This window comes from Phyllobacterium sp. UNC302MFCol5.2 (assembly GCF_000686005.1).
GTDB classification, from domain to species: Bacteria; Pseudomonadota; Alphaproteobacteria; order Rhizobiales; family Rhizobiaceae; genus Phyllobacterium; species Phyllobacterium pellucidum.
The window spans coordinates 169,347-183,765 of sequence record NZ_JMLL01000010.1; the positions used below are offsets into that span (position 1 = coordinate 169,347).

Sequence of the window (14,419 nt, forward strand, 5' to 3'; positions counted from 1 at the left end):
CTCTGTATTTGTGCGATAATCCGCTATATTGTGCATGGGTTGTTTGGAAAACTGCACAATGACAGATCCTGATCTCTCTGATCTCAGCGCGCTGGTTGCGGTGGCGCAGACGCGGAATTTCCGCGCCGCAGCGATGATGCGCGGCGTGTCCGCCTCCGCGCTGAGCGAAGCCATACGCCGCCTTGAGGCCCGTATCGGCGTGCGGCTTCTCAACCGCACCACGCGGAGCGTTACCCCGACCGAGGCTGGCAAACTCCTCATCGAACGATTAACGCCGGCCCTTGGCGAGATCGCCGGCGCGCTCGACAGCATGAACAGTTTCCACGACAGTCCGACGGGGACGCTCAAGCTCAATGTTCCGGTCATCGTAGCGGAACGGATCTTGCCGCCAATCATCAACGCTTTTCTTGCGGCCCATCCAGGTATCACGCTCGAGATCACCGCCTCCGACACATTCATCGACGTGCTCGCCGCTGGGTTCGACGCCGGCATCCGTTATGATGAACGTATCGAGCGCGACATGATCGCAATCCCAATCGGGCCCCCGACCCAGCGTTTCGTCGCGGCGGCGGCGCCCTCCTACCTTTCGGCTCACGGCCTCCCCGCCCATCCGCGCGACCTGGTGAACCATGCCTGCATCCGTCACCGCTTTAGCAGTGGCTACATTCCGCATTGGGAATTCGAACGGAATGGTCAAGTCATCAAGGTGACGCCCAAGGGCCCGCTCATCGCGTCGACAGCCGAAATGGAGGTCAAAGCAGCGATCGATGGTCTGGGGCTGGTCTATACATTTGAGGAATTTCTTGCCGAAGCGCTCGCCAGCGGCGCGCTGGTCGCGGTCCTCAGCCCATATTGGCAGAGCTTTACCGGCCCGCGCCTTTACTATCCAAGCCGCAAACACATGGCGGCACCGTTGCGCGCATTCGTCGACTTCATAAAGGCATCCGCTAAATCGCCGTCAAAATAGAATCGCTGGCCTTGCATCGCAGCGGCGACTATGCCATGACGCGCCTCCCTTGCCGGGGGCGCATTTCGCATCCGCTGAATTCCGACCTTAATGACATCACGCGATAGAAGGAGCGCTGCCATGGCACACGCGCTGGGCTTTGATTTCGGCACGACCAATACGGTCATGGCGCTCGCGGAGGGCCGTTCGACACGCTCCCTTGCCTTCACCAGCACGGCCGGCACCGCCGACAGCATGCGCACCGCCCTCTCCTTCATGAAGGACCCGCGCGCCGGCGCCGCGGCCCTCAAAGTCGAAGCGGGCCACGCTGCCATCCGCCAGTTCATCGATCACCCCGGCGAATGCCGTTTCCTGCAGTCGATCAAGACATTTGCCGCAAGCCCCCTGTTTCAGGGCACGCTGATCTTCGCCAAGCGCCAGACCTTCGAAGACCTGATGGAGATTTTCCTGCGTCGGCTCAGGACTTATGCCGGCGATCACTGGCCGGCCGATATATCGCGGATCGTCACCGGACGGCCCGTGCATTTCGCCGGCGCCAATCCCGATCCGCAACTGGCCGTCGAACGTTACAACGCGGCGCTGACCCGCTTCGGCTTCCCAGAAATTCATTTCGTCTACGAGCCTGTGGCCGCGGCCTTCTACTTCGCCCAGAACCTGAAATCCGACGCAACAGTGCTCGTTGCAGATTTCGGCGGCGGCACGACCGACTATTCGATCATCCGCTTCGAAACAAACGGCGGCAAGCTCAGCGCCACTCCAGTCGGACATTCAGGCGTCGGCATTGCCGGCGACCATTTCGACTATCGAATGATCGATCAGATCGTCGCGCCGCAGATCGGAAAAGGCAGTTTCTTCAAGAGCTTCGACAAGACACTGGAAGTACCCGCCTCCTGGTATGCCAATTTCGGCCGCTGGAACCAGCTGTCGATCTTCAAGACCTCGAAGGAATTTTCGGCGCTGAAGAAACTTGTCCGGGATAGCCTTGATCCAGAACGGCTCGAACTTTTCGTCGATCTCGTCGAACATGACGAGGGCTACCCGCTCTACCAGGCAGTCTCCGCCACCAAGATCGCGCTTTCGTCCGGCGATGAAGCGGCGTTCGATTTCGCACCGCTTGGTCGCGGCGGCCACAAGACGATCCGGCGCGCCGACTTCGAGTCGTGGATCGCGGGCGACCTTGCCCGCATTGAAGGCGCGCTCGACGACGTTCTCGAAAAGACGGCGACGCCTGCCGGGGCAATCGACAAGGTATTCCTGACCGGCGGGACCTCGTTCGTGCCCGCCGTGCGGCGCATCTTTACCGAGCGCTTCGATCACAGCCGCATCGAGACCGGCGGTGAACTCCTGTCTATCGCCCATGGGCTCGCACTCATTGGAGAGCGCGACGACGTCAGGCAGTGGGCCGTCTAGACCGCTTTTCGCTCGGTCGCAAAGATCAGCAGAACCAAAAGGCCAAGGGCCGCACCTGACGCTGCCGTCGCCCACCAGCCGCCATAGAAATAGGTTGCCGCCGCAAGCGCGGATCCCGCCGAGCCAAGCAGAAAAACGATCGTCATATAGACGGCATTCAAGCGTCCGCGCGCATGGTCGTTCAGCGAGAAGATGATGCGCTGGCTGAGGATCTGGTTGGTCTGCACGGCGCTGTCGATGAAGATCGCCGAAAGCACCAGCGCAGCGATGGAAATAGCGGTGCCCGCCCAACCTGCCACAAGAAACCAGATCGTCAGCGTGATCATGGCGATCGCAGTCCCGCGTTGCGTGTGGCCGCGATCGGCAAGCCGCCCGGCGATCGGCGCCGCTGCCGCGCCCGCTGCTCCGGCGAGGGCGAAGAGAGCGATCTGACGCTGGCTGTAGCCAAATCTTTCGGTCAGCAGCAGCGGGATCGCCGTCCAGAACAGGTTGAAGCTCGCGAAGATAATGCCCTGGTAGATTGCCCGGCGCTGCAGCGCGGGTGTCGTCACCAGCAGATGCGCCATGGATTTCAGGATTGCGCCGTAGCCCATTGAACCGTGAGGACGGCGGAGCGGGAGTGCGATGCGCAGGAGGGCGAGAACGACGAGCATGGCCCCCGCGGAAATCCAGAATATCGCCCGCCATCCGAACTCCGAGGCAACAAGGTTGGCAAGCGGCCGCGCCAGCATGATGCCGGTCAGGAGACCAGCCATGACGTTGCCGATGGTGCGCCCGCGCGATGCCGCCGGCACCAGATGCGAGGCGAAGGGTACGAGCACCTGCGCGCCACAGGCAAAAAAGCCGATAGCAAAGGAAAAGAACAGAAATGTCGTTGCCGATCCGGACATGGCAGCGCCGGCAAGCCCGATCGCCGTGCCAGCCAGAGTTAGAAGGACGAGGAGACGATTTTCAACGAGATCGGCTAGGGAGACGAGGAAGAGCAGTCCGGCACCATAACCGAGCTGAGTCACCGTGACGATGAAGCCAGCCATGCCGCCATGCATGTCGAGGTCGGTGCTGATCAGGCCGATCAAGGCCTGCGCATAGTAGATATTGCCTACCATCGCCCCGCAGGCGAAAGCGAACAGAAACGTAAGAGCCGGCGAAAGTCCCGGCAATTCGGGCGTGTCCGTGATGGCAGTTTCAATTTGGGCGGCGTCGCGGGAATGGGGCATCAAAATCGATCTTTCGACCGGCGCTCCTCTTCGCCGGTTATGTGTGGCTTACAGATGTGGCTCGATCAGGGAAAGATCGGCCTGCGACAGGCGATCGGACGCGGTGCGCGCCTGATGCCAATAGGGATAGATCAACGGCAGAAGGCTCACCTTGTCGAGTCTTTCCCGCTCCTCGGACGTCAGGCTGATTTCGGCGGCCTTCAGATTGTCCGCAAGTTGCTCGTCCGTGCGCGCGCCGACGATCACGGACGTGATACCGGATCGCCCGAGCAGCCAGGCCAGCGCGATCTGCGCCGCAGATACATCGCGGCTTTCTGCGATTTCAACCAGCACGTCGACAATATCGTAGAGCCGCTCCTGGTCGCGGATGGGCGGTTCGCCCCAATTGGCAAGCTGCCGCGTGCCTTCGGGCGCATCCTTGTCGCGGCGATATTTTCCGGAAAGCAGGCCACCGGCGAGCGGGCTCCAGACAAGCACGCCGAGCTGCTGGTCGAGCGTTGCCGGAATGAGTTCGTACTCGGCTTCGCGGGCTTCGAGACTGTAGTGAATCTGCTGGCTGACCGGCGCTATATAATTCTTGAGCGCAGCCGTGCCGATTGCCTTCATGAGGTGCCATGCCGAGAAATTGGAAACGCCGGCATAGCGCACTTTTCCGGATCGGATAAGCGTGTCGAGCGCCTCAATCGTTTCATCGATCGGCGTCAGCCCGTCCCACTGGTGCAATTGGTAAAGGTCGATATGGTCGGTGCCAAGCCGCTTCAGGCTGGCCTCGGCCGCGCGGATAATGTGGTAACGCGACAGGCCGGCATCGTTGATTTCGGAGCCCATCCGGAACCGCGCTTTGGTGGCGATCAGGACGCTGTCGCGCTTGCCTTTCAGGGCCTGGCCCACGATCTCCTCCGAGGCGCCGGCTGAATAGATGTCGGCCGTATCGAAAAGGTTGATGCCGGCGTCGAGGGCCATGCCGATCTGACGCTTCGCGCCTTCAAGGTCCGTGTCGCCGGTCTTGGCGAAATTGCCCTGGCCGCCCATGGTCATGGTACCGAGGCTCAAGCAAGACACGATGAGGCCGGAGCGGCCAAGCTGACGATACTCCATGTCGGACTCCCTGATGATGCAGATGGGCTGCGCCGGAACGTGACGAAGGGCCTATCTATAATTGTCCGCCGCGCGGATGTCGCCCCCGGATTGAACCGGATGACGCAAATGTGCACCGTGAGCAACTGCCAAACACTACGAAGCCGGTTGCAGGCGCAACCGGCTTCGGGCCGTGATCGACAGATATTGGTTTAACGCACCCAAACGACGCGTCTCGTGCTCCGGTCGATGAGCGCTGGCCTCTGGTCGACGTAGACGTAGGAATAGCGCGGCTGGTCCGGGATATCGTTGAGCATTACATCTCCCGGAATGACCGTGCCGCTCGAAACGGGACCATCGATCATCACTGTGTCGACCGGATGTCGCTCAATATAGGTTATCGCATCGTCCGGCACGGCTTTTGAACTTTCGGACAGGTAGACCACCTGGCGGCTGCGCATCGATACGATCACCGGACGACCGTTGACGTAGACATAGCCAAAATCGGGATTATCCGGAATTTCGTGGATAACGATCCTCTCCGGCACGACATAGCCCTGTGAAACACTGTCGTCGAGCACCACCGGATCGGACGGATTCGCGATCACGTAGTCACGGGCGCCCTGCGGCACTTCCACGAGCACGTCCTGCGCAAGGGCGAAACCGGTCGTTGCAAACAACGCGGCTGCCGTCAGTGTGAGAACCTTGTTCATTGTGACCTCTCCTGTTTCATTCGCAGGGAAAACCCCGCGGGGGCCGATATGGTTCCGAGAAAATGGCAGGCGCATTGGCGCCTTCACGGCTTGTTGTGTTGAACCTTCGGGTCGGTTATGGCCGTAAATGACGCAGACGAAACGCCAAAACAGGATCGCCATGAAGTATCCGTGGAATGATCGAGCCGGTAAGCCATCGGTCATCAAGATCGCGGCGCTGGCAGTCGCTTTTCTGCCTCTGTTGTGGATTGCTGCAAGCTACAAGACCAACATTCTGGGGCCCCGGCCAATTACCCAGGCGATCCACGAGACCGGCGATTGGGCCATCCGTTTCTTTCTGGTCTCGCTGACGATTTCACCACTTCGCGCCATTACGCGTTGGTCGAAGCTCATTCTTGTCCGGCGCATATTGGGGCTGACGGCCCTTGCCTACGCGCTCCTGCATTTTTCGCTCTACATCGTCGATCAGAACTTCAACCTTTCAAGGGTCGCCACCGAAATCTGGCTGCGCATCTACCTGCTTATCGGTTTTGTCACCCTCCTCGGATTGGTAGCGCTCGGCGTCACCTCGACGGATGCCATGATCCGGCGCATGGGGAAAAACTGGAACAGGCTGCACCGTCTGGCTTATCCGCTGGCCGCCCTCGGTATCCTGCATTTCTTCATGCAGTCGAAGGCCGATGTGACGGAGCCCACCTTAATGGCGGGGCTTTTGTTCGCGCTTCTCGCCTATCGCGTGGCCAAGGTGTGGGATTTTGATATAGCGGCAGTACCGACGCTCATCGCCATCGCCGTCATCGCGGCGTTTGGAACAGTCCTCATCGAATATGCCTGGTTCGCCGTTGCGACGCGGATCCCCCCGTCCCGCGTCCTCCTCGCCAATCTCAGTTTCAGCCACTCGATCCGGCCAACCTGGTGGGTCCTGATGGCCTGTCTGATACCCGCCTTCTGGGCGGCGATAAGACCGATGATTGGCAATGATGGCCGCAAGATCAATCCGCTATCGGCCAAGTAAACGCAGAAGTTTTGCTTTTCACCGACGCAAAAACTGCTATCGCTTTTGCCATGGAACCGCAATTTACCCCCCTCATCGACTCCTTGCCCTCGACAGTGCCATTCGTCGGACCTGAAGCGCTCGAGCGCAAACGCAACCGCATTTTCCGGGCGCGGCTTGGTGCCAATGAAAACAGTTTCGGTCCGGCGCCGTCAGTCATTGCCGCCATGCAGGAAAATGCGGCGGATGCCTGGAAATATGCCGATCCGGAGAACTTCGATCTGAAGCAGGCGCTGGCTGCCCATCTCGGTGTGGCGCCGGGCAACGTCGTCGTCGGCGAAGGCGTCGATACGCTGCTCGGGCTTGCGGTGCGCCAATATGTTCAGCAGGGTACGCCCGTCGTCACCTCCCTCGGCGCCTATCCGACATTCAATTTCCATGTCGCGGGATTTGGCGGACGACTGGTCACGGTGCCTTATCGCGATGACAGGGAAGACCTTGACGCTCTGCTTGACGCCGTCGAGCGCGAAAACGCACCGCTGGTCTATTTCTCCAATCCAGACAACCCGATGGGAACGTGGTGGGCGGCGGCGGATATTGAACGTTTCATCGCAAGGCTGCCTACCACGACGATGCTGATCCTCGACGAGGCCTATGGCGAAACCGCGCCTGCCTCTGCCATGCCGCCGATCGACGTTTCGCGCCCCAACGTGTTGCGCATGCGCACATTCTCCAAGGCATATGGCCTTGCCGGCATGCGCTGTGGCTATGCCATCGGCGCTGAGCGGCAAATCCTTGCCTTCGACAAGATACGCAACCATTTCGGCATGAACCGGCTGACCCAGGCTGCAGCGCTCGCAGCGTTGAAGGATCAGGATTACCTGACCTCGGTCATCGCGCGGATCATAGCCGGTCGCGACCGTATCGCGCAGATCGCCGCCGGAAATGGCTTGAGGGCCATCCCGTCCGCCACGAATTTCGTCACCATCGATTGCGGCCGCGACGGGCCCTTCGCGCTCTCCGTCCTCAACGCGCTTATCGAGCGTGACGTCTTTGTGCGCAAGCCCATGGCGCCCGGGCTCGACCGCTGCATTCGGGTGAGTGTGGGGCTGGAACACGAACTCGATTATTTCGCCGAGCAGCTTCCGCTCGCCCTCGCCTCACTTGCTTGAAGCCTCAAAATCACGGAGAAACCCCGGTGGATATCAATCGCGCCTTTGTTGGCCTTGGCGGTCTTTTCGGAGCGGCGGGCATCGCCGCCTATGCGGCCGCGGCTCATAGCGCAAGCGGACATATGGCGACGATTGCGCCGATCCTTTCCATCCATGCGCCGGCGTTTCTTGCCCTCGCTATTCTCGCGAGGATGAGCAAGGCCGCCTATTTCGGCGGTCTGGTGCTGGTGCTCGGGCTCTTGTTCTTTATCGGCGATCTTGCGGCACGCGATTATACCGGCGACCGGCTCTTCGCTTTTGCAGCGCCGCTTGGCGGCTCACTGCTTATTCTTGGATGGCTGATCGTTGCGGCGACGGCTTTTCGCGGGCTGGATTTCAAAAGCCAAAGATAAACGGCTCGCCATCGGCCAATTGTTTATGATTGCAAAGGCGCCGACGGCAGGCTCGAGAGGCGGGCAAGTCTGGCAATGTTCGGCAGGCTGTTAACGCGCCCGCGAAGCTCGCCGAAAGATTCGGCAGACCGCAACGGTTGACGCTTCCTTTCAGATAGAAAACATCTTCCCTCGGCCCCGCGTATCCCCCATCAAGATATCCCGCTGGCATCCACTTTTCGGAAAGACTTTTCAAGAAACGCGATCCCCTTTTCAGGGAGATCGACTGGGCCACCGCCGCCGATTTGAAGGGACGCATCGGCAACGGTTTCTGCGGCATCAGTTACCCTTGAGCCTCGCATTGCACGTCGAGTAATAGCCGCCGCCCTGCTGGATCCAGCGCAAGCCGCCCAAAGTGCCCTTCTCCTTGTTGGCGTGATATTGCTCGAGACAGGTGTGCATCCGCGCCTTGGCCGGCGTTTCTGAAGCAAATTTCGCCGCCACCGATGAGGGGTACGTCGCCTTGCCGGAGTTCAATGTCGCGGTGGTGTCGGTCTTCTTTGGCGACTTTTTCGGCTTTGCGACAGGTTCCTCCGCTGCTGTGGCATCGGATGGCTGGGCATCGGTTTCAGCTGCCGCTGCCGGCGTCTTTGCGGCATCGGTTGCACAATTGGCCTTGCGAAAATCATTCCACGACACACCGGCTGCTTGACCCGCCGCCTGCGCAGCTTTGTATTTGACGCTGCATTCTTTCATGCTGAGAGCGCTGGCGGGCAAGGCGTAGTTCAAAGGAACGAGGACGGCGACGAGGGCAATAGTTTTGCGGGCGATTCGGTAATCGATCATGAAAACCTGCTCTGAAAATGAATCATCAAAAAGCTCTAACAGTGTGATCCTACATGCACCTTTCGCTCCTTGCCATGCAGACTTTCGTATAGGAAAAGTAGGGTTGAATTAATCGAACGATCGTTTTATTAACCCGCCATGGCACGAACCACAGGATCTGAAGGCGTTAAGACACGCAGCGCGATTGACGCGGCTGCGAAGCGTCTTATTGCGCGCGTCGGCTATGAGGCGATGTCGATGCGCCAGCTTGCTGATGAGGTTGGCGTCCAGTCGGCGGCGTTCTATCATTATTATCCCAACAAGCAGCAATTGCTGTTCTCGCTCATGCGGGCGCACATGGTCCGGTTGATCGACGCATGGGAGGAGACCAGCTCTGGCGTGGAAGACCCCGTCGAGCGATTCGCCGCTTTCATACGATTCCACATCACTTATCATGCCGATCGTCGCGATGACGTGCATATCGGCAATATGGAATTGCGCAGCCTCAGCGCCGACAATCGCGCCGTGATCGTCGCCTTGCGCGGGCGATATGAGAACAGCTTGCGCGAAATTCTCGACGACGGGCTCGATGCCCGCCAGTTCGTCATCGATGACATTGCGCTGATGACACGCGCGATCATTGGAATGACGACCGGTATCAATCTCTGGTTCCGCAGCGATGACAGGCTTACTGTCACCGAGGTGGCGGAAAAATACGTTCAGATGGGATTGCGCCTTGTTGGCGCCAAGAAGATCGAGACAGCTACCACGGGAGGACGCAATGTATCAGTCAGGACTAAGGTTCGGAGTTTCTGAAGACATCGAGGCGCTGCGCGACACCGTACATCGTTTCGCCCAGGAGAAGATTGCGCCGCTCGCGTCGGAGATCGACCGTACCAACCAGTTTCCCATGCACCTGTGGCAGGAGATGGGTGCGCTCGGCCTTCTCGGCATGACTGCCAATCCTGAATTTGGTGGTTCCGGGCTCGGTTACCTCGCTCATGTGGTGGCGATGGAGGAACTGTCGCGCGCGTCGGCCTCGGTCGCCCTTTCCTATGGCGCCCACTCCAACCTCTGCGTCAACCAGATCAATCGCTGGGGCACCGACGAGCAAAAGGCAAAATTCCTGCCGAAACTCTGTACCGGCGAGAATGTGGGCGCACTTGCGATGTCGGAGCCGGGTTCCGGGTCGGACGTCGTTTCCATGAAGCTCCGGGCCGACAAGAAGAACGACCGCTACGTTCTCAACGGCAACAAGATGTGGATCACCAATGGTCCGGACGCCAATACGCTCGTCGTGTACGCCAAGACCGATGCTGCTGCCGGTTCGCGCGGCGTCACGGCTTTCCTGATAGAGAAGGAGTTCAAGGGGTTCAGCACGGCGCAGAAGCTCGACAAGCTTGGCATGCGCGGTTCGAACACCTGCGAACTCGTGTTCGAGGATTGCGAAGTCCCCTTCGAGAACGTCCTTGGCGAGGAAGGCAAGGGCGTCAAAATTCTGATGTCCGGCCTCGACTATGAGCGCGTCGTTCTTGCCGGCGGTCCGCTCGGCATCATGGCGGCCTGCCTCGATGTGGTCGTTCCCTATGTGCATGAGCGCAAGCAGTTCGGCCAGCCGATCGGCGAGTTCCAGCTCATGCAGGGCAAGCTCGCCGATATGTATACGACGATGAACGCCTGCCGCGCCTATGTCTATGCGGTGGCGGCAGCCTGCGATCGCGCCGAAACCACGCGCAAGGACGCCGCCGGCTGCATTCTCTACGCCGCCGAAAAGGCAACGTGGTGTGCGCTCGAGGCCATCCAGGCGCTCGGCGGCAACGGCTACATCAACGACTATCCGACCGGCAGGCTTCTGCGCGATGCAAAGCTTTACGAAATCGGAGCCGGCACCAGCGAAATTCGCCGCATGCTGATCGGCAGGGAGATGTTTGCAGAGTCACAATAGCTGCCTGTCGCGTTTCGAGTCCCCGCTGCCAATCAATTGATCCTACAGGAGACCGCATGACGATTCTTTCATCCGAGGTCAGCACCACGTCCGACGTCTTTATCGCGAATCGGGCGCGGATGCAGGCGCTGGTCAGCGAAATCGAGACTAAGGCAGCAAAGGTCAATCTTGGCGGCACCGAAGAGGCGCGCAAGCGCCATACGTCGCGCGGCAAGCTTCTGCCGCGCGACCGCCTGGCCCAACTCCTGGATGCAGGCTCGCCCTTTCTCGAAATCGGTCAGTTTGCCGCTTGGGGCATGTATGACGACGACATTTCGTCTGCCGGGCTTATCGCAGGTATTGGGCGGGTATCGGGCAAGGAAGTCATGATCGTTGTCAACGATGCCACGGTCAAAGGCGGCACCTACTACCCGCTCACTGTGAAGAAGCATCTGCGCGCCCAGGAAATCGCGCTCCAGAACAACCTGCCTTGCATTTACCTCGTCGATTCCGGCGGCGCAAACCTGCCGAACCAGGATGAAGTGTTTCCAGACCGCGAGCATTTCGGCCGTATCTTTTACAATCAGGCCAATATGTCGGCGGCGGGCATTCCGCAAATTGCCGTCGTCATGGGATCGTGCACCGCGGGCGGCGCCTACGTTCCGGCGATGTCGGAAGAAACGATCATGGTGAAGGGGCAGGCAACGATTTTCCTCGGTGGCCCGCCGCTGGTCAAGGCGGCGACGGGCGAGGACGTGTCGGCTGAGGACCTTGGCGGCGCCGATCTTCACACACGCGAATCCGGTGTGGCCGATCACTACGCGATGGATGACGCACATGCGCTCGCCATTGCCCGCCGCATTGTCGCAAATCTCAATCGAAAGAAGACGATAGGGCTCGATCTTCGCAAAGTGAGTCCGCCGCTGTATGACCCGGCCGAACTCTACGGCATCGTTCCGACCGATTTGCGCCAGCCATACGAGGTGCGCGAACTGATCGCCCGCATCGTTGACGGCTCTGAGTTCGACGAGTTCAAGCAGAACTACGGCACGACGCTGGTCACGGGCTTTGCCCATCTCTACGGCATGCCTGTCGGCATCATCGCCAATAATGGCGTGCTCTTTTCGGAAAGCGCACTCAAGGGTACGCATTTTATCGAGCTATGCACCCAGCGCGGCATTCCCCTCGTCTTCCTGCAAAATATCACAGGCTTCATGGTCGGCCGCTCCTACGAGGCGCGCGGCATTGCCAAGGACGGAGCCAAGCTCGTCACGGCCGTTGCAACGGCGCGGGTACCCAAGGTCACGATGATTGTCGGCGGCTCGTTCGGCGCCGGCAATTACGGCATGTGCGGACGGGCCTTTTCGCCGCGCTTCCTGTGGATGTGGCCGAACGCCCGCATTTCAGTGATGGGGGGCGAACAGGCCGCTACGGTGCTTGCCCTGGTCAAGCGCGAAGGCATCGAACGCAAGGGCGGTGAATGGACCACGGCTGAAGAGGCTGCGTTCCGCGCGCCGATTCTCGAAAAATACGAGCGCGAGGGTCATCCGCTCTATTCGTCGGCACGGCTTTGGGATGACGGGATCATCGACCCCGCCAAGAGCCGCGATGTGTTGGCGCTGTCGCTCTCTGCCGCGCTGAACGCACCGGTGGAAGAAACCCGCTTCGGCGTGTTCAGGATGTAGGGGAAAAAGACCATGACGAAAATGTTCTCCAAAATCCTGATCGCCAATCGCGGTGAGATCGCCTGCCGTGTCATTCGCACGGCGCAGAAGCTCGGCATAAGTACGGTAGCGGTCTATTCCGATGCGGACGCCCATGCGCTGCATGTCGGCATGGCCGATGAGGCCGTGAATATCGGTCCGGCGCCGGTCACCGACAGTTATCTTCGCGCCGACCACATCATCAAGGCGGCGCTCGATACGGGAGCCGAAGCAATCCACCCCGGCTACGGTTTCCTTTCGGAAAATCCCGGTTTCGTTGATGCCGTGGTCAAGGCCGGCCTCGTCTTCATCGGGCCCTCGGCGGATTCGATCCGCGCGATGGGTCTGAAGGACGCGGCGAAGCGTCTGATGGAAAAGGCCGGCGTCCCCGTCGTCCCGGGCTATCACGGCGAGGCGCAGGAACTCGTCGTGCTCGCATCCAAAGCGCGTGAAATCGGTTATCCGGTGCTGATCAAGGCCCGCGCTGGCGGCGGCGGCAAGGGCATGCGCAAGGTCGACAGTCCCGACGACTTCGCCGAAGCCCTCGGTAGCGCCCGCCGCGAGGCCAAGAGTGCCTTCGGCGACGACCGGGTTCTCGTCGAAAAATACATCGCGAAGCCCCGGCATATCGAAGTGCAGGTCTTCGGCGACAATCATGGCAATGCCGTTCACCTTTACGAGCGCGATTGCTCGCTGCAACGCCGGCATCAGAAAGTGATCGAGGAGGCTCCTGCCCCCGGAATAACCGCGGAAATGCGCGAGGCGATGACCGGAGCCGCGGTCAAGGCGGCGCAGGCCATCAAATATTCCGGCGCAGGCACGATTGAGTTCATCGTCGACGCAACGGAAGGCCTGCGGCCCGACCGCTTCTGGTTCATGGAGATGAACACGCGCCTTCAGGTCGAACATCCCGTGACGGAAATGGTCACAGGTCTCGACCTTGTGGAATGGCAATTGCGTGTGGCTGCCGGCGAGAAGCTGCCATTGGCTCAAGAGAATATCCCTCTCAACGGCCATTCCATCGAGGCTCGCCTCTATGCCGAGGATCCCGCAAAGAGCTTCCTGCCTGCCACCGGGACGCTTTATCATCTCGCTTTCCCCAATGCCGTCAAGGACGGCGCGGTACGGGTCGAGACCGGGGTTCGCAGCGGCGACGAGATTTCGCCGTTCTACGATCCGATGATCGCCAAGCTTGTGGTTCACGGCGCGGATCGGGCTGCCGCGCTCCGTGCGATGCAAAACGCGCTGAGCGAGACGGAAGTCGCCGGGACGGTTACGAACACGGCTTTTCTCGCGGCGCTGGTGCGGCATCCCGGATTTGCCGCAGGCGATGTCGATACGGGGCTGATCGACCGCGATCTTGCCGGGCTTATCGCGCCTGTTGCGATTGAAGCAGGGGCGAAGGAACTCGCCATTCTCTTTGCAAGCGGCCTGCTCAAGCGCCCGGTTTCCACCGATCCCTGGACCGCCTTGCGCGGTTACAGCCATCATGCAGCCCTCGCCTATCCTTTGGTGCTTGAGGAAAACGGAGCGATCACTCGTTACGAGGTGTCGGTTCTCGGCGATGAGCGATACAGAATTTCCAGTCCCGCCGATATGCAGGAACTGCGCGTTCGCCATGGACCGGCCACGTGGCATGTCACCGGCAAGGGCATCAATGTTCACGCCAAGGCCATGACGATACCGCATGGGGTCGCGGTGCTTGCCAAGGGCGCGGCGGCGACGTTCAGCGTTGCCGACCCGTTTCTCCTTGCCGAAGCGGCAGGCGGTGGAGGCGATCGCCTTGCCGCGCCAATGCCGGGCCTCGTGAAATCTGTGCGCTTTGCGGCGGGCGATCAGGTCAAGAAGGGGCAGGTTTTGCTCGTACTCGAAGCCATGAAGATGGAGCATTCTATTACCGCACCGCATGATGGCAGGATCGCCGAAATTGCCAGCGAAGGCACGCAGGTCAAAGAGAAGTCGTCGCTCGTGCGGTTTGAAGACGCGGGCAATGATTCTTCAAAGATTTGAGGCAGCAAGCACGTCTTCGGCATGCTAGGAAAGTGG

14 protein-coding genes are annotated in these 14,419 nt (G+C 60.1%); 9 read left to right on the forward strand and 5 right to left on the reverse strand.

From position 1 onward, the window contains the following. Positions 1-58: 58 nt before the first annotated feature. Positions 59-967, forward strand: coding sequence for a LysR family transcriptional regulator (locus tag BR48_RS0102745; RefSeq protein ID WP_027229899.1), 909 nt, complete (start codon positions 59-61; stop codon positions 965-967). Between the two features lie 120 nt (positions 968-1,087). Beyond that, positions 1,088-2,377, forward strand: a complete 1,290-nt coding sequence (locus tag BR48_RS0102750; RefSeq protein WP_027229900.1) for an Hsp70 family protein — start codon at positions 1,088-1,090, stop codon at positions 2,375-2,377. On the opposite strand, the gene BR48_RS0102755 is transcribed toward BR48_RS0102750, so the two are convergent. The 3 genes from BR48_RS0102755 to BR48_RS0102765 all read right to left on the reverse strand — a co-directional run bounded on the left by BR48_RS0102755 (position 2,374) and on the right by BR48_RS0102765 (position 5,384). Further along, positions 2,374-3,594, reverse strand: coding sequence for an MFS transporter (locus BR48_RS0102755; RefSeq protein ID WP_051614498.1), 1,221 nt, complete (start codon positions 3,592-3,594; stop codon positions 2,374-2,376). The two genes, BR48_RS0102750 and BR48_RS0102755, sit on opposite strands and share 4 nt — an antisense overlap. 48 nt (positions 3,595-3,642) lie before the next feature. Further along, complete coding sequence (locus BR48_RS0102760) at positions 3,643-4,692, reverse strand: aldo/keto reductase (protein ID WP_027229902.1); 1,050 nt, start codon at positions 4,690-4,692, stop codon at positions 3,643-3,645. Between the two features lie 191 nt (positions 4,693-4,883). Continuing rightward, a complete protein-coding gene (locus BR48_RS0102765; RefSeq protein WP_027229903.1) occupies positions 4,884-5,384 on the reverse strand; it encodes a DUF1236 domain-containing protein in 501 nt (166 codons plus the stop codon). 127 nt (positions 5,385-5,511) lie between these two features. Between BR48_RS0102765 and BR48_RS23645 the strand changes: the two genes are divergently transcribed. From BR48_RS23645 to BR48_RS0102780, 3 genes are read left to right on the forward strand one after another with little or no spacing between them, the layout of a single operon-like run. Beyond that, a complete protein-coding gene (locus BR48_RS23645) occupies positions 5,512-6,399 on the forward strand; it encodes a protein-methionine-sulfoxide reductase heme-binding subunit MsrQ (protein WP_051614500.1) in 888 nt (295 codons plus the stop codon). A 50-nt stretch (positions 6,400-6,449) separates the two neighbouring features. Further along, positions 6,450-7,550, forward strand: coding sequence for a pyridoxal phosphate-dependent aminotransferase (locus BR48_RS0102775; protein WP_027229904.1), 1,101 nt, complete (start codon positions 6,450-6,452; stop codon positions 7,548-7,550). 26 nt (positions 7,551-7,576) lie between these two features. After that, on the forward strand, positions 7,577-7,942 hold the full coding sequence (locus BR48_RS0102780; protein WP_027229905.1) for a DUF423 domain-containing protein: 366 nt from the start codon (positions 7,577-7,579) through the stop codon (positions 7,940-7,942). Here the strand turns inward: BR48_RS0102780 and BR48_RS26085 are convergent. Together BR48_RS26085 and BR48_RS0102785 are read right to left on the reverse strand one after the other, a co-directional pair. Further along, a complete protein-coding gene (locus tag BR48_RS26085) occupies positions 7,926-8,261 on the reverse strand; it encodes a hypothetical protein (RefSeq protein ID WP_155810795.1) in 336 nt (111 codons plus the stop codon). The two genes, BR48_RS0102780 and BR48_RS26085, sit on opposite strands and share 17 nt — an antisense overlap. Next, on the reverse strand, positions 8,261-8,767 hold the full coding sequence (locus BR48_RS0102785) for a hypothetical protein (RefSeq protein ID WP_036813225.1): 507 nt from the start codon (positions 8,765-8,767) through the stop codon (positions 8,261-8,263). Before BR48_RS0102785 ends, BR48_RS26085 begins: the two co-directional genes overlap by 1 nt. 138 nt (positions 8,768-8,905) lie before the next feature. Between BR48_RS0102785 and BR48_RS0102790 the strand changes: the two genes are divergently transcribed. The 4 genes from BR48_RS0102790 to BR48_RS0102805 are packed head-to-tail and all read left to right on the forward strand — an operon-like array spanning position 8,906 to position 14,383. Continuing rightward, entirely contained in the window at positions 8,906-9,562 is a 657-nt protein-coding gene (locus BR48_RS0102790) for a TetR/AcrR family transcriptional regulator (RefSeq protein ID WP_027229907.1), read from the forward strand. After that, complete coding sequence (locus tag BR48_RS0102795) at positions 9,528-10,691, forward strand: isovaleryl-CoA dehydrogenase (RefSeq protein WP_027229908.1); 1,164 nt, start codon at positions 9,528-9,530, stop codon at positions 10,689-10,691. Before BR48_RS0102790 ends, BR48_RS0102795 begins: the two co-directional genes overlap by 35 nt. 56 nt (positions 10,692-10,747) lie before the next feature. Further along, positions 10,748-12,355, forward strand: a complete 1,608-nt coding sequence (locus tag BR48_RS0102800) for a carboxyl transferase domain-containing protein (protein WP_027229909.1) — start codon at positions 10,748-10,750, stop codon at positions 12,353-12,355. Between the two features lie 21 nt (positions 12,356-12,376). Beyond that, complete coding sequence (locus BR48_RS0102805) at positions 12,377-14,383, forward strand: acetyl/propionyl/methylcrotonyl-CoA carboxylase subunit alpha (RefSeq protein WP_036813773.1); 2,007 nt, start codon at positions 12,377-12,379, stop codon at positions 14,381-14,383. Positions 14,384-14,419 lie beyond the last annotated feature (36 nt).

Coding starts and splice junctions, on each gene's coding strand:
- BR48_RS0102795 (WP_027229908.1), top strand. CDS start 9,528: ATGTATCAGTCAGGACTAAGGTTCGGAGTTTCTGAAGACATCGAGGCG.
- BR48_RS0102785 (WP_036813225.1), bottom strand. CDS start 8,767: ATGATCGATTACCGAATCGCCCGCAAAACTATTGCCCTCGTCGCCGTC.
- BR48_RS0102790 (WP_027229907.1), top strand. CDS start 8,906: ATGGCACGAACCACAGGATCTGAAGGCGTTAAGACACGCAGCGCGATT.
- BR48_RS0102775 (WP_027229904.1), top strand. CDS start 6,450: ATGGAACCGCAATTTACCCCCCTCATCGACTCCTTGCCCTCGACAGTG.
- BR48_RS0102765 (WP_027229903.1), bottom strand. CDS start 5,384: ATGAACAAGGTTCTCACACTGACGGCAGCCGCGTTGTTTGCAACGACC.
- BR48_RS26085 (WP_155810795.1), bottom strand. CDS start 8,261: ATGCCGCAGAAACCGTTGCCGATGCGTCCCTTCAAATCGGCGGCGGTG.
- BR48_RS0102745 (WP_027229899.1), top strand. CDS start 59: ATGACAGATCCTGATCTCTCTGATCTCAGCGCGCTGGTTGCGGTGGCG.
- BR48_RS0102750 (WP_027229900.1), top strand. CDS start 1,088: ATGGCACACGCGCTGGGCTTTGATTTCGGCACGACCAATACGGTCATG.
- BR48_RS0102800 (WP_027229909.1), top strand. CDS start 10,748: ATGACGATTCTTTCATCCGAGGTCAGCACCACGTCCGACGTCTTTATC.
- BR48_RS0102760 (WP_027229902.1), bottom strand. CDS start 4,692: ATGGAGTATCGTCAGCTTGGCCGCTCCGGCCTCATCGTGTCTTGCTTG.
- BR48_RS0102805 (WP_036813773.1), top strand. CDS start 12,377: ATGTTCTCCAAAATCCTGATCGCCAATCGCGGTGAGATCGCCTGCCGT.
- BR48_RS23645 (WP_051614500.1), top strand. CDS start 5,512: ATGACGCAGACGAAACGCCAAAACAGGATCGCCATGAAGTATCCGTGG.
- BR48_RS0102755 (WP_051614498.1), bottom strand. CDS start 3,594: ATGCCCCATTCCCGCGACGCCGCCCAAATTGAAACTGCCATCACGGAC.